The organism is Gardnerella sp. 2492, from assembly GCF_050320365.1.
Lineage (GTDB): Bacteria > Actinomycetota > Actinomycetes > Actinomycetales > Bifidobacteriaceae > Bifidobacterium.
Genome location: NZ_CP186952.1, coordinates 989,013 through 1,010,863, shown reverse-complemented (window position 1 = coordinate 1,010,863; position 21,851 = coordinate 989,013). Strand labels below are relative to the sequence as shown.

The following is a 21,851-nucleotide window of genomic DNA, read 5'->3' as shown; positions in this document are numbered from 1 at the left end:
GCCTCCATTAATTTTTAACCAAATTCTGCACATATTTCATGCAGAAAGCAAAAATTTTAGTTTATTTAATTTTTCTGCGGTCTACGAATAATATAGTCAAAAGCGGAAAGTGCTGCAGTTGCACCAGATCCATATGCTGTAACTATTTGCTTATACGGCTCATTTGAGCAGTCTCCTGCAGCAAAAATACCTGGGATTTTTGTGCAGCCGCTGCGATCTGTAATAATCTCGCCACGCTTATTCAACTCTACCTGATTATTCAACCAATTGGTATTAGGAACTAAACCGATTTGTACAAATACGCCATCAGTAGTAATAACATTTTCTATATCAGATTTTTCAGCATTATCTACGCGACTGCGATATCGCACGGAAGTTACTTTTTTACCGTTACCATCAATACCGCTTACAGCAGCACTTGTGATTACGTCAATATTAGGCAAATTATGTAGAGTGTTTAGCAAAACTTTATCTGCTTTAAGAGTTTCCATAAATTCGACTACTGTGACGTGCTTTGCAATACCAGCTAAATCTATTGCAGCTTCGACACCAGAGTTTCCTCCGCCTACAACTACAACATTTTTATCTTTAAACAATGGCCCATCGCAATGAGGGCAGAATGAGACACCTTTATTGCGATATTCTTCTTCACCTGGCACTCTAAGAGTGCGCCATGTTGCACCAGTTGCAATAATCACAGCTTGAGCTTTCAATTCACCACCAGAGCGAGCGTGTACTGTGTGCAAACCGTAAGGCTTAGAAGATATATCAATAGAATCAACCCAGTCTGGAGTAAATACATCTATATCGTACTGAGAAATATGATCAGTTAGATTTGCAGCAAGTTTAGCTCCTGTAGTGTGAGGCTGAGAAATATGATTTTCAATACTCTCTGTTTCTACCACTTGCCCACCGCGATGATCCATAATCATTGCCGTGCTTAAGCCTTTTCTAGCTGTATAAATCGCAGCCGCAGAAGCAGCAGGTCCTCCTCCGACGATCACAATATCATACGGATTTTGAGAATTCATTTTTTGCGCAATAGTACGACTAGCAGGCGAATTTTCACGTGAAACACTAGCGTCGAATTTAGTTGATGAGCCGTCACTTGATTTTTCTTTCTCAAGCTGAGAAAGCACAGACACAAGTTCGTCAATACCAAGCCGCCCAGATGCAATAAGTTCGCCATTTTCGAACACTGCTGGCACACTCATTACACCTAGATTATCTACTTCTTCGCGAAAAGCGCTACCTTCTACAGCAGTGTGACGAATCGCAGGGTTAATAATAGAAATTGTGTTAAGAGATTGCACAACCTCCGGGCAATTTAAACACGTTACAGACATATAAGTAGTTAAATCATGAGAACCAAGTTGCAAAATTGCAGATTTCTGTTCTGGAGTAATTTTTGCAGCGTAACCACTCACCTGAAGCAGTGCAAGTACGAGTGAACTAAATTCGTGGCCTAAAGGCAGACCCGCGAAAGTAACTTCTATATTATTTTCTTTGTTTTGATTATTTTGTGATTCTGTACTGCGTATTACAAAACTTGGTTTGCGCATAATATTGCACGAAATACCTGCTTTTTCTCCGTCAATAACACTAATTTTTTCACTTTGTTGAGATACTTCTTTTAAAAGATTACTAACTTTTTGAGATGTTTCCGAATCGTCAAGATACGCTACAATCTCAACTGGCGATACCATTTTCTTCAATAATTGCGCCAACTGATCAGTTAAAGACGTATTCAACAAAGACATAAAACTTTACTTCTTTCAAAATTTTTTATAACAATTAATTATGGTAAAAATCATGCGCGCAGGAAATTAAAAACTTCCTACGCGCTTTTAGAAAAATCAGATCTTTCCAACTAAATCAATAGAAGGAGCCAATGTTTCTTCTCCCTGCTCCCACTTTGCAGGGCATACTTCGCCTGGGTGATCTGCAATATACTGTGCTGCTTTAACTTTGCGAAGAAGCTCATCAGCATTTCGACCAATGCCGTCGGCAGTCATTTCGAAGAATTGAATAATGCCTTGAGGATCAACCAGGAATGTAGCACGATGCGCCAAACCAGATTCTTCATTCCAAGCGTCAAAGTTACGCGAAAGAGCACCAGAAGGGTCACCCAACATTGTGTATTTTACTTTGCCAATTGCTTCAGAATCATCATGCCAAGCTTTGTGTACGAAATGCGTATCTGTTGAAACTGAATACACTTCTACTCCAAGCTTCTGCAACTCTTCGTAGTGGTTAGCTAAATCTTCCAACTCAGTTGGGCACACGAAGGAAAAATCTGCTGGATAGAAGAAGAAAATTGCCCATTTGCCGAGTACGTCAGCGTCACTTACTTCAGTAAACTCGCCATTTTTATAAGCATTTACTTTAAATGGAAGAATGTGCGTATTCATTAAACTCATAACTACTCCTAAATTCTGATTTTGCGCTTTCTTTGCGTTTATCTTTCAATATCAAAAATAGATTACATCTATTAAAAATTCTAGATTTATAGGCATTTTCTATAGTGCTTATGTGAATCATCAATAAAAATCAACAAAATAATAATTTCATATTTTGATCGAAAATAATATCAGCAATTTGTACACAAAATGCGCATCATTTGCACATTTAGCCTATTTTTAAGGCGTAAAAACAAGCCAAAAACGTTGATATACCAACGTTTTCCACGTGGAGCGGATGACGGGAGTCGAACCCGCCTCTGAAGCTTGGGAAGCTTCCATTCTACCGATGAACTACATCCGCATGTTGCACAATAAATTACAAGTGCTAAAACAAAAACACTTCAATAAATGTGCAACTTTTTAAGACTAGCACGTACTATTGAGCACTTCAGCACAATAGACGCAACTATTTATTCATTTAATGCAATCTTTACGAGATCAGCAGTAGAAACTACCTTCTTACGAGTGCGCTGCTCTTTGGCACCAGATTCACGCTCATAAGCATCAACACGTTTCCAGCCAGCATAGTCTATTGCCTTTATGCCACGAGACTCAAGTAATTTATTTATAGACTGAGTATCTCTATCTATATTTACAAAACCACTTTTTGCAAGATCTTCCAACATGTTGCCAACTATGAACAGAGCATCCGATTTTGTAGAACCGATTAATCCAACAGGTCCACGCTTAGCCCAGCCAGTAGCATACAATCGTTCTCTAACTTCACCATCTTCTGCAGCAGTTGTAATGCGTCCTTCACTATTTGCAAGCAAAGTACGTTTTTCATCGTAAGCAATGCCAGGAACTTCAGCAGGATGATAACCAATTGCATGATACACTGCTTGCACAGGATACTCTTCAAATTCTCCAGTACGAGACATTATTCCGTCTGCGCTAGTTTTAGTACGCTCAACGCGAATCGCTTTAACATGCCCGTCTTCGCCAATAATTTCTACTGGAGCTGAATTGAAGTGAATTACGTAACGTTTATTAGCAGTTTTCCCTTCAAAATCAACGTTTCCAGCATCTTCCATATCTTCAGCCATATCGCGAATAGCAAACAGTTCCTCAACCATTTGGCGAGTAAGCTTATCGTTACCAGCTACTTCTATTGTTTCTTCATCAAGCTCAAAATCATCCTCATTTATAACAATCTGAACTCCGGATAACTTTTCCATTTCACGTAATTCTTGAACTGAGAATTTTGCTTGAGCAACACCACGGCGAATAAATAAATGCAAAGTTTGCGTACTGTTTTGCTGTAATCCTTCATAAACATCATCAGGAATATCAGTATGAGCACGCAAATAATCAGGATCTCTAAGAAGCTCGCGAGCAACGTCCATTGCCACGTTTCCGCCACCAATAACAGCAACTTCCTTAGCTTCAAGAGGCCACGTGCGCTTACTAGTTGGATATCCGTCGTACCATTCTACAAATTTTGCAGCACCATAAACACCATCTAGATCAGCACCCACCACTCCTTTAAGTGGCCTATCTTCAACAGCGCCAGTAGCGAAAAGCACAGCATCGTAGCGAGCTAATAAATCTTCAAGAGTAATATCTTTACCAAATTCAACATTCGCATAAAGATGAATATTTGGATTATCAAGAGTTTTTTCTAAAGCATCGGCAATAAATTTAATACTTGGATGATCTGGAGCCACACCGTAACGCACTAAACCGAAAGGTACAGGCAATTTTTCAAAAAGATCAATGCGAGCGCTTGCACCAAGCCCTAATTCTTCTCCTTGTTTTGAAAGTTGTCGCAAGAAAATATCTGAAGAATATACCCCTGCAGGACCAGCTCCTATAACAGCAATACGCAATTCAGGCTCACTGTTAAAAGCTTTTTCATTTATATTATCTTTTTCCATTATTATCCCCATATTGAACTGTATAATACGGCAATTTTGCCGTTTTTTCGCGCATTCTGCACGGTCTTCAAGCATGGGATGCCTTCGCATGCTATCTTTAGCACTCAACAATCAAAAGCTTCCGCGTATGCTTTCATATTTAGACTAGCGCATAGTTAAGTATTAGAAAATGCTTACGAAAATAAATTTCTGCTACTATTGTTAACTATTTTCTTATTAACCATTTTCTTAATCTACTTCTTTATTTGGTCGCAAAGCTGTTAACGCCCAAGTGATAGAAATTACGTCAATAATTTCTTGCATCATGGCTCCTAGAACCGCAGGAATAAATCCAAAAGCTGCAAAAATCATACTAATAATTGCTAAACCAATTCCCAGCAAAACTGATTGAATCATAACAATTTTTGTACGTTTTGCCACGCTTATAGCACTTGCTACCGCAGAAATATTATTGTTCATAATAACAACTTGCGCACATTCAGATGCTGCAGTATCAGTTCCATCTGTAACAGCTACGCCAATATCGGCAGCCGCAAGAACCGGAGCATCGTTTACACCGTCTCCTACCATCATTGTTACTGCTGCAGGTTTACGAACATTAGAATCACTGTAATCATTTTGCTTTACGTATCTAAGCTTATCTTCAGGAAGTAAATCAGCATGTACAGAATCTATTCCAACGCTTGAAGCTATTGTTTTTGCTGCCTGCAAACCGTCTCCAGTAAGCATTGCTATAGAGCGCACTCCTAGCGAACGCAATTTTTTGATAGTTGATTTTGCATTATCTCGCGGAACATCTTTTAGTACAATGCGACCTACAAGCTTTCCATTGAACGATACGTAAGTTGCCATTTCGTCTGAAGCAAGAGGTTTTCCTGTAGCATAATTATCTTCTTGCTCTGTTACATACTTTCTGCGTCCTACACGTACTGTAATACCATCTACAATGCCTTGAATACCCTGTCCTGCTGTTTCCTTAACACTGTTAACTACAGGATATTCTCGCACGCTAGGAATCTGCGGAGTAGATGATGGATGCTCACGCTCCCATAAAACAGAACCCGCTTTTGCAATACCACCAGCGAGAATATGCTGAGAATATGTTTCCAGCACGCCAGCAAGCATAACTATGCGATTAGCTTTTTGCGTAGTATCAATTACTTCTACTGTAACAACTTGCGGCTGTTTTACAGTTAACGTGCCAGTTTTGTCGAAAAATACGTCAGTTACGCGGCTTAACTGTTCAAGTACATTTTGACTTTTTACTACGATTCCAAGCTTTGCTAAACGACCCGTACCAGCCATACAAGCTACAGGAACAGCTATCAGCAGAGGACACGGCGTTGCCAACACTAGCACCTGCGCGAATCGCAAAGGCTCTCCTGAAATAATCCAAGCTGCAGCAGCTAGCATAAACGAAAATACTGTAAACGGTACTGAAAGCATATCTGCAAATCGCACAACAGCTGCGCGAGAAGATTTAGCTGATTCGACAAGCTGCATAATTTTTTGATACTGCGAATTTTTAGACAGTTTTGTTACGCGCATAATAAGCACAACACCACCGTTTACGCAGCCTGATAGCACTGACGCTCCAGCATAAACTTCTCGAGGTACAGATTCACCATTAATAGCACTTGTATCTAAAACAGCTGAACCACTTAATAGTTCTCCGTCAACAGGAACAGTTTCGCCAGGAAGAACAATAATAACGTTGCCAATTTTTAAATCATCAACAGGAATCGTAGTGTAACGCTGTAATTTTGAGACAATAGAACTATCTGTTTTTGCTTGCAAAAATGGGCAGACATTGCGTTTATGAGCGCAATTATGGAGTTGATCATAATCTTCTGCAGAATCTGTAGCATAAGCAGTATCTGCTTTCCTAAATTCAGCATGCTGACAAAGAGCACATAAAGTTGGCTTGCATTGATTGTCATTTGCGCATGGCGGATTGTAATCTTCAATCGCATTTTGAATATGATGTGTTTCATGTTCAATACCAGGCAATGTCATAAGATGGGCTGTTTTAGGAGAAGCATTTACTAAAAGTGACAAGTTGCGTTGAGCTTTCATATTAGCAAAATCTTCAATCGCCTCTCCGGTCCAAACCATTACAACAATAAGATAGCTTGCCCAAAACTCCCCTGTACCAAGTGTTGCTAATAGTGCAACGAAAGCAAGCAAATCTATACCCAACGTTCCATTTTTTAAATCGCGAATCATGCTACACAACGAAATAACACACGTGTAGGCTACAAAAATAACGATAATAAACTGGCCAACTGTTAAATTTATTGCAATATTGTAATTGATACGTGCAAAATCGAAAATTTGCTGCAATAATTTAGAAAATTGCTTACCGAACGCTGTTAATACAGAAGTATTCGATACATATAAAACCGCAATAAACGGCAATGCAAGAGTAACAATTGTTAATTGTGGAACACGACGGCAATACGCTAAAAGTTTACGCATATACTTTCCTTACGCTGATCAGGTTAACTACGAGAAACGTTGCTAACACGATTTCACGCCTTGTTAACCCACTGAGAGCAGCAAGATCATAAGATTTAATGCACTCAATACACGGCGTAAAGATACTAATATTTATTTATTAATATTCATTATAATAACATGCCTTGATGAGAAAGATTCTCAAAAAAATTCGACACTAAGCAACAATCTATAAAATAAGGCGGGAACTGTTACATTTAACAGCCCCGCCTTTGTTTTTAAGATATTAAAGCACTACTCAGTGATCACTCATCAACGTGTGCTGGAAGAGCACCAGTGTGCCAAATGCGATCGAGGTAATCTTCGATAGAGCGGTCAGAAGAGAAGTAACCAGAGTTGGCTACGTTCAAGACTGCCATGCGAGCCCACTTCATTGGATCGCGGTAAGTTTCCTCAATCTGAGCCTGAATATCCATGTAAGAGCTGAAGTCAGCCATTGCCATGAAGTAATCATGGGTAAGCCAATCGTTAACGAGTGGCTCATACACGCTCTTGTCACCGTTGGAGAAGGTGCCGTCAGCAACCATATCCACAGCAGTCTTCAAGCGAGGATCAGACTCGTAGTACTTACGAGATCCGCCGTGATCGTAGCCTTCAGCGTAGAGCTTATCAACTTCGTCAACGGTCATGCCGAAGAGGAAGAAGTTCTCAGCGCCAACGCGCTCGCGAATCTCAACGTTTGCACCATCGAGAGTACCAACAGTCAAAGCACCGTTCAAAGCGAACTTCATGTTACCGGTGCCGGAAGCTTCCTTACCAGCCTGAGAAATCTGCTCGTCCAAATCGGTGGCAGGAATCAAGTTCATTGCCAACTCGATGTTGTAGTTTGGTGGGAAGAACACTGCAAGCTTGCCCTTGCATGCTGGGTCGTTATTCACCACGCGAGCAACATTGTTAATGAGCTGAATGGTGAGTTTTGCCATAGCATAGCCTGGAGCGGATTTAGCGCCGAAGAACACGGTGCGTGGAAGCATCTTGTCGACGTCGATTGTGCCATTCTTGATTCCAGCGTATGTGGAGATAACCTGGAGGATCTTCATGGACTGGCGCTTGTACTCGTGCAAACGCTTAACAATGGTGTTGAACATAGTGTCTGGGTTGATTTCAAAGCCATACTTCTGCTTTGCGAAATCAACGAAGGCGAGCTTGTTCTCTTGCTTAACCTTAGCAAACTTCTTAACGAAGGAAGGATCGTCAGCCAATGGCTTCAAACCTTCGAGAAGCTCCAAATCACCCTGCCATGCGTCGGTGCCCAAGCCCTCAGTAATAAGAGCAGACATGCGTGGGTTGCTCAAGCGCACGAAGCGACGAGGAGTTACGCCGTTAGTAACATTCTTGAACTTATCTGGGTAAACGCTGGAGAAGTCCTTCAAAGTGACATCCTTCAACAACTCAGAGTGAAGCTCAGCAACACCGTTAACGTAAGAGCCGCCGTAGGTAGCCAAGTAAGCCATGCGAACTACAGCACCTTCGCCATTTTCGTCAGCGTCGGTAGCGATGCGCATGCGCTCAACCTGATCCTCAGCAACACCCTTTCCGCGAAGCTCGTTGCGGAACTGCTCGCTGATGCCCTGAATAATCTCAAGGTGGCGTGGCAAAAGTTCGCCGATAAGCTTGGCTGGCCAAACTTCCAAAGCTTCTGGAAGCAAAGTGTGGCAAGTGTAGTTGAAGGTCTTGGTGGTGATACCCCAAGCGGTGTTCCAATCGTAGCCGTACTCGTCCATAAGAACGCGCATAAGCTCTGGAATGCCGATAACTGGGTGAGTATCGTTCAACTGGAAGTTGATCTTGCTTGGGAAGGTGGTGAGATCCGGCTTATCCTGACCTGGATAGAATACGCGGATAGCATCATGAATAGAAGCAGCTACGAAGAAGTACTGCTGTTCAAGACGCAAAGCCTTACCTTCTGGAGTGGAATCTTCTGGGTAAAGAATCTTAGAAATGTTTTCCGCTGCAACCTGTGGCTTTACAGCATCCAAGTACTCAGACTTGTTGAAAGTGAGCAAATCAAACTCGTCGTAAGACTTAGCAGTCCACAAACGAAGAGTGTTTACGCGACCAGAATTATAACCTGGAACCATGTAATCAACTGGTACTGCACGAACAGACCAAGCTGGCTTCCATACGCGCTTGCCGTTTTCTTCTACAACTTCACCACCGAAGTTGACGCGCTGGTCACGACCATAATCAATGTGACCCCATGGCTCTTCATTGCTAAGCCAGTAATCAGGGGTTTCAACCTGCTTACCTTCTTCATCAAAGCGCTGCTTGAAGATGCCGTAACGATACTGGATGCCGTAGCCAAATGCTGGAACGCCAATAGAGGCGAGTGAATCAATGAAGCAGGCTGCGAGACGACCCAAACCGCCGTTACCCAAACCTGGCTCATACTCAGCATCAATAACAGCTCGTGGGTCGAAACCGAGCTTAGTTACAGCCTTGTTGAACTGGTCAGTAAGACCAGCGTTCAACAAAGCGTTCTCAAGCTGCTTGCCCATCAAGAACTCTGCGCTTAAATAGCCCACAGCCTTGGTATTGCCGTTAACCATGTCATGCTGGGTCTGCATCCAAGAGTCCATCAAGTGACGACGAACTGCGGTAGCAGCGGCAACATACACATCTGCCGTAGTGGCCTGCTCTGGCGTTACACCCTGGGTGTACTTGAGGTGCTCTTGAAGTTCTTTGGCAAATGCCGTCGCAGTAGTTTTGGCTTTCGGCGCGACGTGTTTAGTCATATTTGACTCCTTGTGCCGTTTGTTATATTTCCTAAAAAGTGTGCTGCCCGAAACTTTATGTTTAGGCAATTAAACCGATACCGTGTTGTAGTTATCTACAAAAAGGCATGAAGGAATACACACGATTTCATTGTCAGATAATAGCACAACCCGAACCCTTATATTATGTGCAGTAAAACATATAGATAATATTGTAAATTGCAGAAATTATTACATAAAAATCTCCCATTTTCCGATTATTTTTGAGAAATATTGATATTTTTACTGCGACATCGACACACTTAATACTTACCTACAGGTTCGTTTGTTAAAAAAAGTAATCAAAATTTGTGCGATTACGTGCTAAAAGTGATTATTTTTAATCTAAGAAATGTTATAGAAATGGCATTACTCATTTCTAAACGCTAATGCATAATGCTTAATATGGCAGTAATTCTTGAACGAGATATGAAAAAAGGGAAAAACTCACTAAATAAGTGGAAAACGCAAGCGCAACAAGAAGCTATCAGAGGAACAAAATTCCAGGAAATAGATAGTCAGATTATGGAAGTTACAAAATCTGATGAAGCTATGGCAGTTCGATATTCGCTGTATCTACTAGAACTACGCGCTCCTGGCAATTGCGTTGAAGTTCGAGTATCCCCATGGGGAGCTGTGAAAATCTTAGAAGGTCCAGAATCTGACCCTCACAACTTAACCCCTCCAGACGTTATAGAATTAGAGCCAAGTGTTTGGTTGCGATTAGTTTGCGCAATAAGCACATGGGATGAAGAAAAAGAAGCTGGAAACATAAGCGCAATGGGTGAACGAGACAATTTGAGCGCAATATTACCGCTAGAAATATAAAATCCGGGTAAATTGCGCTACAAACTGCAACAATACTATGCAAAAAGCAAAAGTTACGTACTGCTTTTACTCACTTATCACTTTTTTTATGCATGAAACTTGGCAAAGGCATAGGAATATGATGATGTGCAGGAGTATGCGCTGCATTAGAACCTGCGTTTTCGCTACTTACAGCCTTGGCAGCAGCTTCAGCAGCCCACTTAGCATACTCGTCTAGATCATCAAGCTCGTTTGCACTATTATCCTCATGTTCTGCTGCATTATCTTGAGCTTGGTTGACGTTGACATCCGTTGGATTACCTTCAGCATCAAAGTCCTCGCTCGATGCAAACGGATCATAAGATCCCTGGCCTGGCTCATGCGCATTAAGCTCTTTAGCGAGCTCGTCATAATCCGTATCGGTCGTCAGGTACTTGAGCTTACGGGCAATTTTCTGTTGCTTTGCCTTCTGTCGTCCGCGGCCCATCTGACCCCCTCTATCTACCGTAGCAATGAATTCATCACACAAAGCGTACCACTTTGCCGCAACAGAGTGCCTTGTCTGTGTAAACTTTTACGATAAAAGCCATATTTTAAGCGCGAAATAAATGCTTTCTAAGGAGTAAATCATGGCTGAAGAAACGCAGGTAACTGCAGCAGGTAACGAGATTAGTGCAAGTTTCGTCGCAGCTCAGCAACGTTCTGATAGAACATTAGAAAAATTAAAAGCAAACCCGTCAGCATTTACTATGCTAACTGGAGATCGTCCTACTGGAAGATTGCATCTAGGCCACTACTTCGGTTCCATTAGAGAGCGCGTTGCGATGCAAAATCGCGGCGTAAATACAAACATCATTATCGCCGACTATCAGGTTATTACCGACCGAGACACTACAGAACATATTGAAGATAACGTACTGAATTTAGTACTCGACTACATGGCAGCAGGAATCGATCCTCAAAAAACCATGATCTTCACACATTCCGCTGTTCCTGCAGAAAATCAGCTTATGCTGCCTTTCCTTTCGCTTGTTACAGAAGCAGAGTTGCACAGAAATCCTACAGTTAAATCCGAAATGGAAGCTTCAGGACACGCTCTTACTGGACTTTTGTTAACTTATCCTGTTCACCAAGCTTGCGATATTTTGTTCTGCAAGGCAACAGTTGTGCCGATTGGTAAAGATAATTTGCCGCACATTGAAATTACGCGCACTATTGCTCGCAGATTCAACGAACGTTATGCAAAAAAGAATCCTATATTCCCAGAGCCTTCTGCAATTCTTTCTGATACTCCTGAAATCCCAGGCTTAGACGGACGAAAGATGAGCAAATCTTACGGAAATTCGATTATGCTGGGCGCAACTGCTGAAGAAACTGCGAAACTGATTAAGAAGAGCCCAACTGATTCTGAGCGAATGATTACATTTGATCCAATAGCTCGACCACAAGTTTCTGCACTTCTTACAACCGCAGGTTTAGTTACAGGTCGCGATCCAAAAGATATTGCTGAAGAAATTGGTAACGCTGGAGCAGGTGCATTGAAAGCTTACGTAATTGAAAACGTAAATAATTTCTTAGCTCCTCACCGTGAGCGTCGTGCAGAACTTGCAAAAGATATGGATAGCATTCGCGATATTTTACATGACGGCAATAAGCGCGCAAATGCTATTGCAGAAGAAACTCTTGCTCAAGTGCGAGACGCTATGGGAATGAAATATTAAATAAATAACAGCTCGCAAATTAGAAATTTTATAAGAATTTTATAAGAATTTTATAAGAATTTTATAAGCAAAATAATAGAAGCCGCTTGCATAATTTGTAAGCGGCTTCTAATTTTTTGATCAACAAAACGTAGTATTAAATCAAACGTCGTAACGCCAATTTTTATCAGTAATAACTCGAGCTACAGCAAGACCTAACGGCAAGCAAATAATTACCATAAAAGCTCGGAAGGTCCAATCTAAAGCCGGAAGAGTATTAAATTGGCCTAAATAGAACATTGCACGATACATATAAAGTCCCGGAACCATAATCACAATAGACGGAACAGTGAGACTAATTCGCGGATAACCTAAATATTGCGGTGCTAAACCGTGTCGAACTATCGTCCTCCAGGCGGATGCAAGCAAGCCAGCCAAAAGAGCGCCAGTAAATGCTGCTATTTCGGCAGCAACACCAAAATCAGCCATGGTAAGACGAAGCGTATCAGTAATAGCTCCAATAACACCAGCAACTAAGCACATTCTTTGCGGAGAATTAAACAGAACAGAGAAGCCCCACACGCCTGCAAAAGCAGTAATAAGTCGCAAAATAGCGTTAAGCCAAGGGTTTAATCCTAAAGGAGTGAAACCTTGAGGATTAAGCTGAACAAGGCTTGCTACCATCCATCCAGCAAGCGTTCCCATTAGAATAATCGCCATCGTGTAACATAAGCGTTGAATTCCTGAAGGAAAATCAATTTTCGCTATATCTAAACCGCCTGTAATAAGCGGGAATCCAGGAATCACGAACAAAACTGAACCAATGTACGCAGTGTTATGTTTAAGTGCTGCAGGATCAAAATATCCAATAAGTCGCAAAGAGCAAATGCAAGAAAGAGCACCTATTGCAACCGCAATAAAAGTTACTACAAACTGATTTAAATGATGCATAAACATTCGGCGACGAACATAGTGGCCAATTCCAGCTCCAATAAAAGCTCCGAGCATATCGTACGGGCCACCGCCAAGCAAAAATGCGAAGGAAGCGCAAGCAACAGCAGAAGCAAGTCCTGCAAACCAAGGCTTATAAAGCGGCTTACGGTTTTTAATTAAATCAAGCCTATCGTGTACTTCTCTAACAGTAAGCGGTTTATTTGCATTTTCAGCATCATCACCATATCCGTGATTTATATGATCGAAATGCTGTTCGTAAACGTGCTCTGGTTTAAGAGCAAAAATTCCGTGAGGCTTTTCGTTTTTAATTTTTTCTTGTAAAGCCTTATCTTTTTCAAATTTTGCAGCTTTTTCTTCAGACTGTTTCGCAGTTTGCACAATAGTTTTTTCATCATCCGAAGCGTGCAAAGTGTCAACTAATTCTTTCGAAACTGTTGCTTTTGAATGGTATAGAGAATCGTTTCCAAGCTTTACATTAAACCAATCTGCAAAGTGCTCTAAAAGCCATATACGTTCTGTATTTACGCCGGTTGTAGGCAAATCAACTACTTCAGTGATTCTCTCATGCTTGTCTGTGCAAGTTGCTTCTATGTCCGTAAGATTCACGTCTGCTCTTACATTTACACCCATAGGTTCGCCAACTCTATGCATTAGCTCTCTCACTCGGTAGCTACCAGTTCCGGCACCTAATCCGAGAGCACCTACGCGAATAATAATGCTAGATTTTGCTGCGATTCCAGCCTCCGTAACAGGCTTATCCCAGTCACGCTCAACGTCGTCCATATCGAGAGGAATGGCATGCGTATGGAATCGTCCTGACGGTTTTCCTACAATATGACCATTTGGAAGAATTTCCGGAATATTATTACTATTGCCGTCGCTTCCGTCGAAATTATTGTTTGCATTATTGTCTGCTGTGCTCACAATTTTTCAGTATACGCACTACCGTTACCTAGATCAGGTTTATTATTTAGCTCAGTTAAACCCAATTAAGCTCAATTTAGCTTGCGTATTAATTTTCAGTCCGGTGGTAGTTTAACAATTATGTTGGTATCTCGCTGGAAACAGAGGCTGTGGGCTCGCAACTTTTGACCTACATAACCGCGGAGGAGCCGCGGAAGTCAGCTGACCGAGCAACCTTATGACTGGCGTAAGGAGGTCTGATGGCTGATCAAAATCAACAGGTCAATCCAGCAGACGCCACTATTGTGACGTCTGGTTTAGGTCGAAAAGGACCAGAGGAGCGTGACCTTCCAGAATCGCTTAAGCAAGACATGGATTTATGCTTGCATATTCTTCGCGATGTTCTTGGAGAATTTGATGAAAAATTGCTTGCAGTATTCGATGAAGTACGTCTAAACGCTGTCGAAGCAAGCTCTGCACATTTTGCACAAATGGTTGATGCAGAATCTACTGCAGATGATGGTCTAAGCAAGGCTGTTGAAAAAATTAACGGCATGGAATTGCCTGATATGCAGCTACTTGCGCGCGCTTTTGCAACATACTTCCACCTGGCAAATTTGTGCGAAGAGAATTATCGCGTTTCTGTTCTGCACCAGCGTGAGTGTGAAGTAAGCGATGCAAATCCTGTAGATCCAGTTAATGAGTTGACTTGCGCATATCACAAACTTCTTACAGAAATGGGTCCTGCTGAAGCCAAGGAATTGCTTTCAAAACTTGAATTCCATCCTGTTTTCACAGCTCACCCAACTGAAGCTCGTCGTAAAGCTGTTGCTGGTAAGATTCGCCGTATTTCTAAGCTTTTAAGCGAACATGATAGACTTGGCGGATCTGATAAGCGCGAAAATTATCGTCGTTTGTATAACGAGATTGACGCTTTGCTTCGCACTTCTCCTATAGCTTTGAAGAAGCCAACTCCTGTTGAAGAAGCAGATACAATTCTTGATATTTTTGACGCAACCTTGTTCGATACAATTCCGCTGGTTTATCGCAGATTTGACGACTGGCTGCTCGGTAAGAAAGCCGGCTTGGTTCCACCTCGCTGCCCTGCTTTCTTCCACCCAGGTAGCTGGATTGGTTCCGACCGCGATGGAAACCCGAATGTTACTGCTAAAGTAAGCCGTCAAGTTGCACGCAAGTTTAGCGATCATGTTTTGACTGCTTTAGAAGCTCGTACTCGCGAAGTCGGCAAATGCTTGACTATGGAAACTCGCACAACGCCACCAAGTATAGAACTTCTTGAGTTGTGGAATCGTCAGCGTGAGATGAGCGAACAGCTCACAGAGAGCGCATCAGATGTTTCTAATAGCGAACCGCATCGCGCCGTGATGCTTGTTATGGCTGATCGTTTACATCGTACGATTAGCCGCGATACAGATTTGATGTATCATTCTTGCGAAGATTTTATTGAAGATTTACATATTGTTCAGCGTTCACTTGCTGAAGGTGGAGATCCTCGAGCCGCTTACGGTCCTTTGCAAGATTTGATTTGGCAAGCGCAAACCTTCGGATTCCACATGGTTGAAATGGAATTCCGCCAGCATTCTCTTGTACATTCTCGTGCTTTGGAAGATATTCGTGAGCACGGATTACACGGTGAGCGCGGTCCACTTCAGCCTATGACGCGCGAAGTTCTTGATACTTTCCGCGCTTTGGGAGCAATTCAGAAGCGTAACGGTATGCGCGCTGCTCGCCGTTATATTATTTCCTTCGCAAAGTCTGCTCAGCATGTTCGTGACGTTTTTGAATTAAATCGTCTTGCTTTCGCTCACCCACAGGATGCGCCAACAATTGACGTTATTCCACTGTTTGAGCAGTTGGAAGATTTGCAGAACTCTGTTAACGTGCTTGAGGAGATTATTAAGATTCCTGAAGTTCAGGCTCGTCTTAAGGCTACTGGCCGCAAGATGGAAGTTATGCTTGGCTACTCGGATTCTTCCAAGGATGCCGGCCCTACTTCCGCAACTCTGGCTTTGCACTCTGCTCAGGAGCGTATAGCTAAGTGGGCTAAGAAGCACGATATTGATTTGACGCTTTTCCACGGACGCGGTGGCGCTGTTGGTCGCGGTGGCGGTCCTGCAAACCGTGCAGTTCTTGCTCAACCTGTTGGTTCCGTCAATTGCCGATTTAAGTTAACCGAACAGGGCGAAGTTATTTTTGCTCGTTACGGTAACCCAATTTTAGCAATTCGTCACTTAGAGTCTGTTGCTGCTGCAACTTTGCTTCAGTCTTCGCCAAGCGTTGAGAAAACAAATACTGAGATGACACACAAGTATGCTGATATGGCTCAAAAGCTTGATGTTTCAGCTCATGAGCGTTTCCTTGATTTGCTTCAAACAGATGATTTCACTCCATGGTTCTCTACAGTTACACCGCTTAGTGAAATTGGTTTGCTCCCAATCGGTTCTCGCCCTGCAAAACGTGGTTTGGGCGCAAAGTCTTTGGATGACTTGCGTACTATTCCGTGGGTGTTCTCTTGGGCACAGGCTCGCATTAATCTTGCTGCATGGTACGGCTTGGGTACAGCTTGCGAAAAGTTTGGCGATTTGGAAACTTTGCGTCGCGCTTACGAAGAGTGGCCTCTGTTTAGTACTTTTATTGACAATATTGAGATGTCTTTGGCTAAAACGGATGAGCGTATTGCTCGCATGTACTTAAGCCTTGGAGATCGCGAAGATTTGAGCGATAAAGTGCTTTCGGAAATGCAGCTTACTCGCAAGTGGGTTTTGCAGATAGTTGATGATAAGTGGCCGTTGCAGCATCGTCATGTTCTCGGCCAAGCAATTCGCGTGCGTTCGCCGTATGTTGATGCTTTGTCTGTAATTCAGTCACTTGCTTTGCGCAAACTTCGCAACAAAGTAGATAAGGAAGAATTGAGCGAAAGCCAGCAGGCAGAGTTTATTTACCTTATCTTGTGCACTGTTTCTGGTGTTGCTGCAGGCTTGCAGAATACTGGATGATTTTAAAAGGTTTCAGTGTTGAGAAAGCCTTCGCATTGCTATTTGATTAATTAATTTTATTTTTCAATTTAGCTTGCGAAGGTTTTCTTATATTTGCTTATTTTATTTTCGCTTATGTTCATATTTCTAAGCATTTTATTTTTGAGTATCTTATTTTAAGCATCTTTCGCTAAACGTCTTTGTGAATATAGAATGTTGTAGGTAATAAAAAAGCTTGTTTTAGCTCCGTACTAAGAGGTTATTATGCAAGATAATTCAATTAATGAAGATTCCTTGTTAGCAACATCAATATTGAGTTCGCTTCTTGCAGGAAATCGTAGATTTGCACAGAATAAATCTTCTCACGCCGGAGTAGATAGTAAAACTCGCGAATCACTTATTAATGGTCAAAATCCGGGAACTGTGGTGCTTTCTTGTGCAGATTCGAGAGTAGCTCCAGAATTTGTTTTTGATGCAGGACTTGGGGATATTTTTTCTGTACGAACGGCTGGCGAAACCGTAGACGACGCTGTTATAGAGACTTTAGAATACGCTGTAGCTGATTTGGGAGTGAAAGTACTTATCGTACTAGGACACGAACATTGCGGGGCTGTAAAAGCTGTTTTGCAGAAAGTTTTGCAACTTGTTGATCAGTATGGCGAAGACATTGCGAGCGATATGGTTGAGTCTTCAGACTCAATCTTGGTGCGCTATTTAGGCCCAGCAGTTGTTTCGGGTATTGAAGAAGAGCTTGGAACTGATGATATTGAGCGCATCCACATTTCTAATGTTCTAGCTGATATTTGTGATAAATCTCAAATTATTCGCGAAGCTGTTTTCAACGATCAATTAATGATAGTTGGCGCAAGATACCGCATGAGTGACGGTCTTGTTGAAATGCTTTCGTGCTGACTTAAAGTTTTTAAAATAATGGGAAAACAAATGAGCGCAAGTTCTTCGCCTGTAAATTGCGCGTGTTCACAACGCAGTAAGTTTTCTAAAAAAACTCGCGAAAGTTCAGCAAATTACCTGTATCTTATAGCTGGAACGCCTGTTCTCGCTCTTCTTATTGCTATGGCTCCAGCCTTGCAAGCAAAAAATCCTTGGCTGCTCATAGATGCAACTACAAGAGGTATATCCGGATTGCTTCTTCAAGCAGTTCCTTTTACTCTTATTGGCGCTTTAGTCTCTGCTGCGGTTGAAACTTGGGTGACTTCAAAATATATTGAAAAGCATGCTCCTAAGTCTACTGCTGGCGGATTTTTGCTCGCAATTATAGCTGGAGTTTGTGTACCTGTTTGTGATTGTGTAATAGTTCCTACTTTTTCACGATTAGTTGCACGTAAACTTCCATTATCTTGTGCTGTAACGTTTTTGTGCGCTGTTCCTGTTGTAAATCCAATATCTATTTGGGCAACTTGGTACGCTTTCTACGATGTTCCCGCAATCGTAATTATGCGCATTGCTTTAGGCGTTGCCGTTGCAATACTAGTTGGATTAAGTTTCGTAATATTTCCACAGAAAACACCAGTTTTGCGAGAAAAAATAATGTCAGATGTTGATTGTGCTTGCTGTGAGCATAATAGTCCAATTCCTATAAACCGCTCGTTTATAGGCGATATTAAACGTTACGTGAAGCATTTAATGGGAGATATTCTTGTTCTTTTGCCAATAATTGTTTTTGGAGCTGCTGTTGCTTCTCTTATACGCGCGTGGCTTGGAAGCGATCCCGCATCTCGTATTAATGCCACTACCGCACTTGTAGCTATACCAGCAATGATGCTGGTTGCTTACGCAAGTTCTTTATGCTCAAGCTCTGATGCTGTTATAGCTCGTAGTTTGGCCGCTTCTCTACCCATGTCTTCTGTAATGGTATTTTTGCTTTTTGGACCTATGTTAGATTTAAAAAATACGCTTATGCTGGTTTCAGATTGCAAAGCTAAATTTGTATTAAGACTTACTTTAACTATTGCTATAATGTGCTTTTTTGCTGCCTTGCTAACAAACTTTGCTTGGGGAAGTGCACTATGGTAGAAAATAGTCACAAGTGGCCAAAGTTTGCTGATTATGTTTCAGCATTATGCTTATTTTGTTTTTCATTATCTCTTGCGATAAGTGCTTTTTCTGGAAGCTACACTGTGCTTACCACTCCTCGCGCATATTTGTATCTTTTATTAGCGTCTTTTCTTTTACTGGTTTTGTCTATATGCGCAGCTTTTGGAATATTTAATTTTAGTGCAAAAGATTCGTTTAGAATTTTTGTTGCGCTAGTAGTTCCAACTCTTCTTATAGTCATACCTTTAAGCAATGCTCAAAATTCTCGTAGTTTAGACGGTTTTGATCAATATTCTGGGGGCAGAGCTATAGCTATAAGAAAAGAAGTTGGAGTGCACAAGTTGCGCGGATTAGACGAAAAAAATCGTACTATTCGAATTAGCGACGACGATTTTGGTTTATGGTATGACGAAATTGATCATAATCAAAAAAAATATTTGGGGTACCGAATAATAGTTAATGGTTTTGTAAGTCGAAATAACACTTTGGGTGTTAGTCAATTTCGTATTTCTAGACAATTTATGTCTTGCTGCATTTTGGATATGTCACCATTTGGTTTTGTAGTTGAGTCTTCACAAAAAACGAGACTTAATGAGCATAAGTGGATTAGTCTTGTTGCCACTGTTAGTAAAGGAAATATTGGCATACCCGGCTACCAGCATTACGGCTCTGTACTTAAATTAGTGTCAGTCAGTGAAGTTAAAAAAATTCCAACAGGATATTTTTATAGACCGTAACTGTTTTTATATTTTGTTTCACAAATTATTGTATTGATATCAGCCAGAAGTCAACTAAGATAGCAAATATGGCTCTGGGTTTAAATATTGCGCTGATTTTTGTTTTTCTGCTTTTTGGTTCCGTTTTTGCGGCCACAGAGCTTGCATTAGTTAGCCTTAGAAGTTCACAAATAGATCGCATGGAATTGCAAGATTCTAGAGGTGCTAGGGTTGCGAAAATAGCTAGAGATCCTAATACTTTCTTATCAACTTTGCAAATTGGCGTAACACTTTCCGGATTCTTGTCTGCTTCTTTTGGAGAATCTGCCATAGCTCCATGCGTAGTTCCACATGTGCACGAGTGGGGTGTTCCAAAGAATATTGCTGGACCTCTTACAACAATCGTTTTAACTTTGATCATTTCGTACTGTTCTATAGTTATTTCAGAGCTTGTTCCTAAACGTATCGCTATGCAGCGCGCTGAGCAGATCGCTAGAGCCACGGTACCAGCTGTAGATATTTTCTCGAAAATTTGTAAACCTCTTATATGGCTTATTGCTAAAAATACAAATGGTTTTGTTCGACTTCTCGGTTTTGACCCGAATGAGAAAGAGAGTGAAGTTTCAGACGAGGAGCTACGAGTTCTTGTAAATTCAAATAAAAAACTTAGCCAGGATGAGCGTAACATTTTGGATGATGTTTTTGATGCTTCTGAAACTATTGTTGCTGAAGTAATGCGACCTCGTGCGGATGTGGAGTTTTTGGAAGGATCTTTAAGTCTAGAAGAAGCGGCTAAGAAGATTCGCGAGTTGCCGTACTCTCGCTACCCTGTTACTGGGAAAGATTTTGACGATGTGATTGGTTTTGTACATGTTCGAGATTTGCTTGATGTGCGTAATCCGAACGCAAAAACAGTTGCGGATGTTACTCGAGAAGGTATTAGTTTGCCTGGTACTTCTAAGCTTTTGCCTAGCTTGGAACTTTTACGTAAGCGTGGAATACATTTAGCTGTTGTTATAGACGAGTATGGCGGCACAGATGGCATTGTTACGCTTGAGGATATGACAGAAGAACTTGTTGGTGATATTCGCGACGAGTACGATTTGCCAGACGGTTATGATCAGAATCATGCCAATAAGTCAACAGTGTTTGTAAATGGCGTTGCTACTGTTGACGGTGGAATGACTATCGAAGATTTTGCTGATATTACTGGAATAGAGCTTGAAGATGGCCCTTACGAGACGGTAGCTGGATATTTCCTTGCTCACACTGGTTCTATGGGCTCTGTTGGCGCTGTTCTTCATGATGCTGATGGATATGATATGACTGTGACTGAAGTGGAAGGAAGGCGTATCGCAACTATTGAAGTTCGAAAGCAAGCAGAAAAGGAAGATGCTGAAGAAAATAAACTTTAAACGAGTAATCTTTTTCAGCTGACTCTAATTTTTTGGATGTAAAATAAAACAGTAAAGCAACAATAGTTAATCATAATTAGTAATTAAGTTGCATGTTGAAAAATAAGCGGAAGGATGTCTAAATGACTCTAATGCATGTGTTACCAGGTCTCGATGAAGTGACAAGTGAAAAAACTGTTGCTATTTTGCAGAATCGTTTAAGCCAAGAGCAGGAAGCTGCTTTATTGCTTAAGCATGCTCATTGGAACGTAACAGGTCCAGATTTTATTGCCGTGCATGAAATGCTTGACCCACAGGTTGCTGAAGTTTTAGCACAGGCTGATGAGACAGCAGAACGTATTGCAACTCTTGGTGGTTCTCCGCTAGGTCGCGCTGACGATGTTATTGGCGTTCGCACTTGGAAGCGTTTTGCTTTGACTGGTCGAAAGTCTACAAAAGAGTATTTGCAGGCTTTGATTGAATACTATAACGATATGATCGCTAACGATCGTAAAGCTATTACTCAACTTGATGAGCTTGATGTTATTAGTTCAAATATTATGCAAGATCATGTGCAGCAGTTGGAAAAGTTCCAGTGGTTTATGCGCAGCCATTTGGAGTAGTTTTTGGCTAAATACTAGTCTTTTCTGCTGTAATAATTAATTTATGAATTAAAAACCGCAACATGCTATTTTTTATTTTATGGCGTGTTGCGGT

General features: G+C 41.5%; 15 protein-coding genes and 1 tRNA gene. 8 read left to right on the top strand and 8 right to left on the bottom strand.

From position 1 onward, the window contains the following. Window positions 1-65: 65 nt before the first annotated feature. From ahpF to ACPFYS_RS03970, 6 genes are all read right to left on the bottom strand, one after another. Window positions 66-1,760, bottom strand: a complete 1,695-nt coding sequence (gene ahpF / locus ACPFYS_RS03995) for an alkyl hydroperoxide reductase subunit F (protein WP_427876068.1) — start codon at window positions 1,758-1,760, stop codon at window positions 66-68. Window positions 1,761-1,856: 96 nt separating this feature from the next. Further along, the gene (gene ahpC, locus ACPFYS_RS03990; protein ID WP_427876067.1) at window positions 1,857-2,420 is read right to left on the bottom strand and encodes an alkyl hydroperoxide reductase subunit C; all 564 of its coding nucleotides are present in this window, start codon (window positions 2,418-2,420) and stop codon (window positions 1,857-1,859) included. A gap of 269 nt (window positions 2,421-2,689) precedes the next feature. Then, a tRNA-Gly gene (locus ACPFYS_RS03985) sits at window positions 2,690-2,763 on the bottom strand. A gap of 109 nt (window positions 2,764-2,872) precedes the next feature. Next, a complete protein-coding gene (locus ACPFYS_RS03980; protein WP_427876065.1) occupies window positions 2,873-4,339 on the bottom strand; it encodes an FAD-dependent oxidoreductase in 1,467 nt (488 codons plus the stop codon). A 228-nt stretch (window positions 4,340-4,567) separates the two neighbouring features. Next, a complete protein-coding gene (locus tag ACPFYS_RS03975; protein WP_427876063.1) occupies window positions 4,568-6,817 on the bottom strand; it encodes a heavy metal translocating P-type ATPase in 2,250 nt (749 codons plus the stop codon). Between the two features lie 284 nt (window positions 6,818-7,101). Beyond that, complete coding sequence (locus ACPFYS_RS03970; protein ID WP_427876061.1) at window positions 7,102-9,591, bottom strand: glycogen/starch/alpha-glucan phosphorylase; 2,490 nt, start codon at window positions 9,589-9,591, stop codon at window positions 7,102-7,104. A 423-nt stretch (window positions 9,592-10,014) separates the two neighbouring features. On the opposite strand from ACPFYS_RS03970, the gene ACPFYS_RS03965 reads away from it, so the two are divergent. Next, entirely contained in the window at window positions 10,015-10,437 is a 423-nt protein-coding gene (locus ACPFYS_RS03965; RefSeq protein ID WP_427876060.1) for a sterol carrier family protein, read from the top strand. Window positions 10,438-10,507: 70 nt separating this feature from the next. On the opposite strand, the gene ACPFYS_RS03960 is transcribed toward ACPFYS_RS03965, so the two are convergent. Continuing rightward, window positions 10,508-10,903, bottom strand: coding sequence for a DUF3073 domain-containing protein (locus ACPFYS_RS03960; protein ID WP_427876059.1), 396 nt, complete (start codon window positions 10,901-10,903; stop codon window positions 10,508-10,510). A gap of 142 nt (window positions 10,904-11,045) precedes the next feature. Here ACPFYS_RS03960 and trpS point away from each other — a divergent pair, with 142 nt between their 5' ends. Then, window positions 11,046-12,137 (top strand): tryptophan--tRNA ligase, encoded by a 1,092-nt coding sequence (gene trpS / locus ACPFYS_RS03955; RefSeq protein WP_427876057.1) that lies wholly within the window; start codon window positions 11,046-11,048, stop codon window positions 12,135-12,137. Window positions 12,138-12,278: 141 nt separating this feature from the next. Here trpS and ACPFYS_RS03950 read toward each other — a convergent pair whose 3' ends face one another. Continuing rightward, complete coding sequence (locus tag ACPFYS_RS03950; RefSeq protein WP_427876055.1) at window positions 12,279-13,994, bottom strand: threonine/serine ThrE exporter family protein; 1,716 nt, start codon at window positions 13,992-13,994, stop codon at window positions 12,279-12,281. Between the two features lie 239 nt (window positions 13,995-14,233). Here ACPFYS_RS03950 and ACPFYS_RS03945 point away from each other — a divergent pair, with 239 nt between their 5' ends. The 6 genes from ACPFYS_RS03945 (at window position 14,234) to ACPFYS_RS03920 (ending at window position 21,757) form a co-directional block, all read left to right on the top strand. Then, window positions 14,234-16,990 (top strand): phosphoenolpyruvate carboxylase, encoded by a 2,757-nt coding sequence (locus ACPFYS_RS03945; RefSeq protein WP_427876053.1) that lies wholly within the window; start codon window positions 14,234-14,236, stop codon window positions 16,988-16,990. Window positions 16,991-17,233: 243 nt separating this feature from the next. After that, complete coding sequence (locus tag ACPFYS_RS03940; protein ID WP_427876051.1) at window positions 17,234-17,881, top strand: carbonic anhydrase; 648 nt, start codon at window positions 17,234-17,236, stop codon at window positions 17,879-17,881. Between the two features lie 30 nt (window positions 17,882-17,911). After that, entirely contained in the window at window positions 17,912-19,003 is a 1,092-nt protein-coding gene (locus ACPFYS_RS03935; protein WP_427876049.1) for a permease, read from the top strand. After that, on the top strand, window positions 18,997-19,761 hold the full coding sequence (locus ACPFYS_RS03930) for a TIGR03943 family putative permease subunit (RefSeq protein WP_427876047.1): 765 nt from the start codon (window positions 18,997-18,999) through the stop codon (window positions 19,759-19,761). The genes ACPFYS_RS03935 and ACPFYS_RS03930 overlap by 7 nt, the downstream gene beginning before the upstream one ends. 68 nt (window positions 19,762-19,829) lie before the next feature. Further along, complete coding sequence (locus ACPFYS_RS03925; RefSeq protein WP_427876045.1) at window positions 19,830-21,155, top strand: hemolysin family protein; 1,326 nt, start codon at window positions 19,830-19,832, stop codon at window positions 21,153-21,155. A gap of 122 nt (window positions 21,156-21,277) precedes the next feature. Beyond that, window positions 21,278-21,757, top strand: a complete 480-nt coding sequence (locus ACPFYS_RS03920) for a Dps family protein (protein WP_427876043.1) — start codon at window positions 21,278-21,280, stop codon at window positions 21,755-21,757. Window positions 21,758-21,851 lie beyond the last annotated feature (94 nt).

What these genes read in the sequence shown, in the direction of transcription:
- ACPFYS_RS03925 (WP_427876045.1), top strand. Translation starts at nt 19,830, where the DNA reads ATGGCTCTGGGTTTAAATATTGCGCTGATTTTTGTTTTTCTGCTTTTT.
- ACPFYS_RS03940 (WP_427876051.1), top strand. Translation starts at nt 17,234, where the DNA reads ATGCAAGATAATTCAATTAATGAAGATTCCTTGTTAGCAACATCAATA.
- ACPFYS_RS03935 (WP_427876049.1), top strand. Translation starts at nt 17,912, where the DNA reads ATGAGCGCAAGTTCTTCGCCTGTAAATTGCGCGTGTTCACAACGCAGT.
- ahpF (WP_427876068.1), bottom strand. Translation starts at nt 1,760, where the DNA reads ATGTCTTTGTTGAATACGTCTTTAACTGATCAGTTGGCGCAATTATTG.
- ACPFYS_RS03970 (WP_427876061.1), bottom strand. Translation starts at nt 9,591, where the DNA reads ATGACTAAACACGTCGCGCCGAAAGCCAAAACTACTGCGACGGCATTT.
- ahpC (WP_427876067.1), bottom strand. Translation starts at nt 2,420, where the DNA reads ATGAGTTTAATGAATACGCACATTCTTCCATTTAAAGTAAATGCTTAT.
- trpS (WP_427876057.1), top strand. Translation starts at nt 11,046, where the DNA reads ATGGCTGAAGAAACGCAGGTAACTGCAGCAGGTAACGAGATTAGTGCA.
- ACPFYS_RS03945 (WP_427876053.1), top strand. Translation starts at nt 14,234, where the DNA reads ATGGCTGATCAAAATCAACAGGTCAATCCAGCAGACGCCACTATTGTG.
- ACPFYS_RS03980 (WP_427876065.1), bottom strand. Translation starts at nt 4,339, where the DNA reads ATGGAAAAAGATAATATAAATGAAAAAGCTTTTAACAGTGAGCCTGAA.
- ACPFYS_RS03930 (WP_427876047.1), top strand. Translation starts at nt 18,997, where the DNA reads ATGGTAGAAAATAGTCACAAGTGGCCAAAGTTTGCTGATTATGTTTCA.
- ACPFYS_RS03920 (WP_427876043.1), top strand. Translation starts at nt 21,278, where the DNA reads ATGACTCTAATGCATGTGTTACCAGGTCTCGATGAAGTGACAAGTGAA.
- ACPFYS_RS03975 (WP_427876063.1), bottom strand. Translation starts at nt 6,817, where the DNA reads ATGCGTAAACTTTTAGCGTATTGCCGTCGTGTTCCACAATTAACAATT.
- ACPFYS_RS03965 (WP_427876060.1), top strand. Translation starts at nt 10,015, where the DNA reads ATGGCAGTAATTCTTGAACGAGATATGAAAAAAGGGAAAAACTCACTA.
- ACPFYS_RS03960 (WP_427876059.1), bottom strand. Translation starts at nt 10,903, where the DNA reads ATGGGCCGCGGACGACAGAAGGCAAAGCAACAGAAAATTGCCCGTAAG.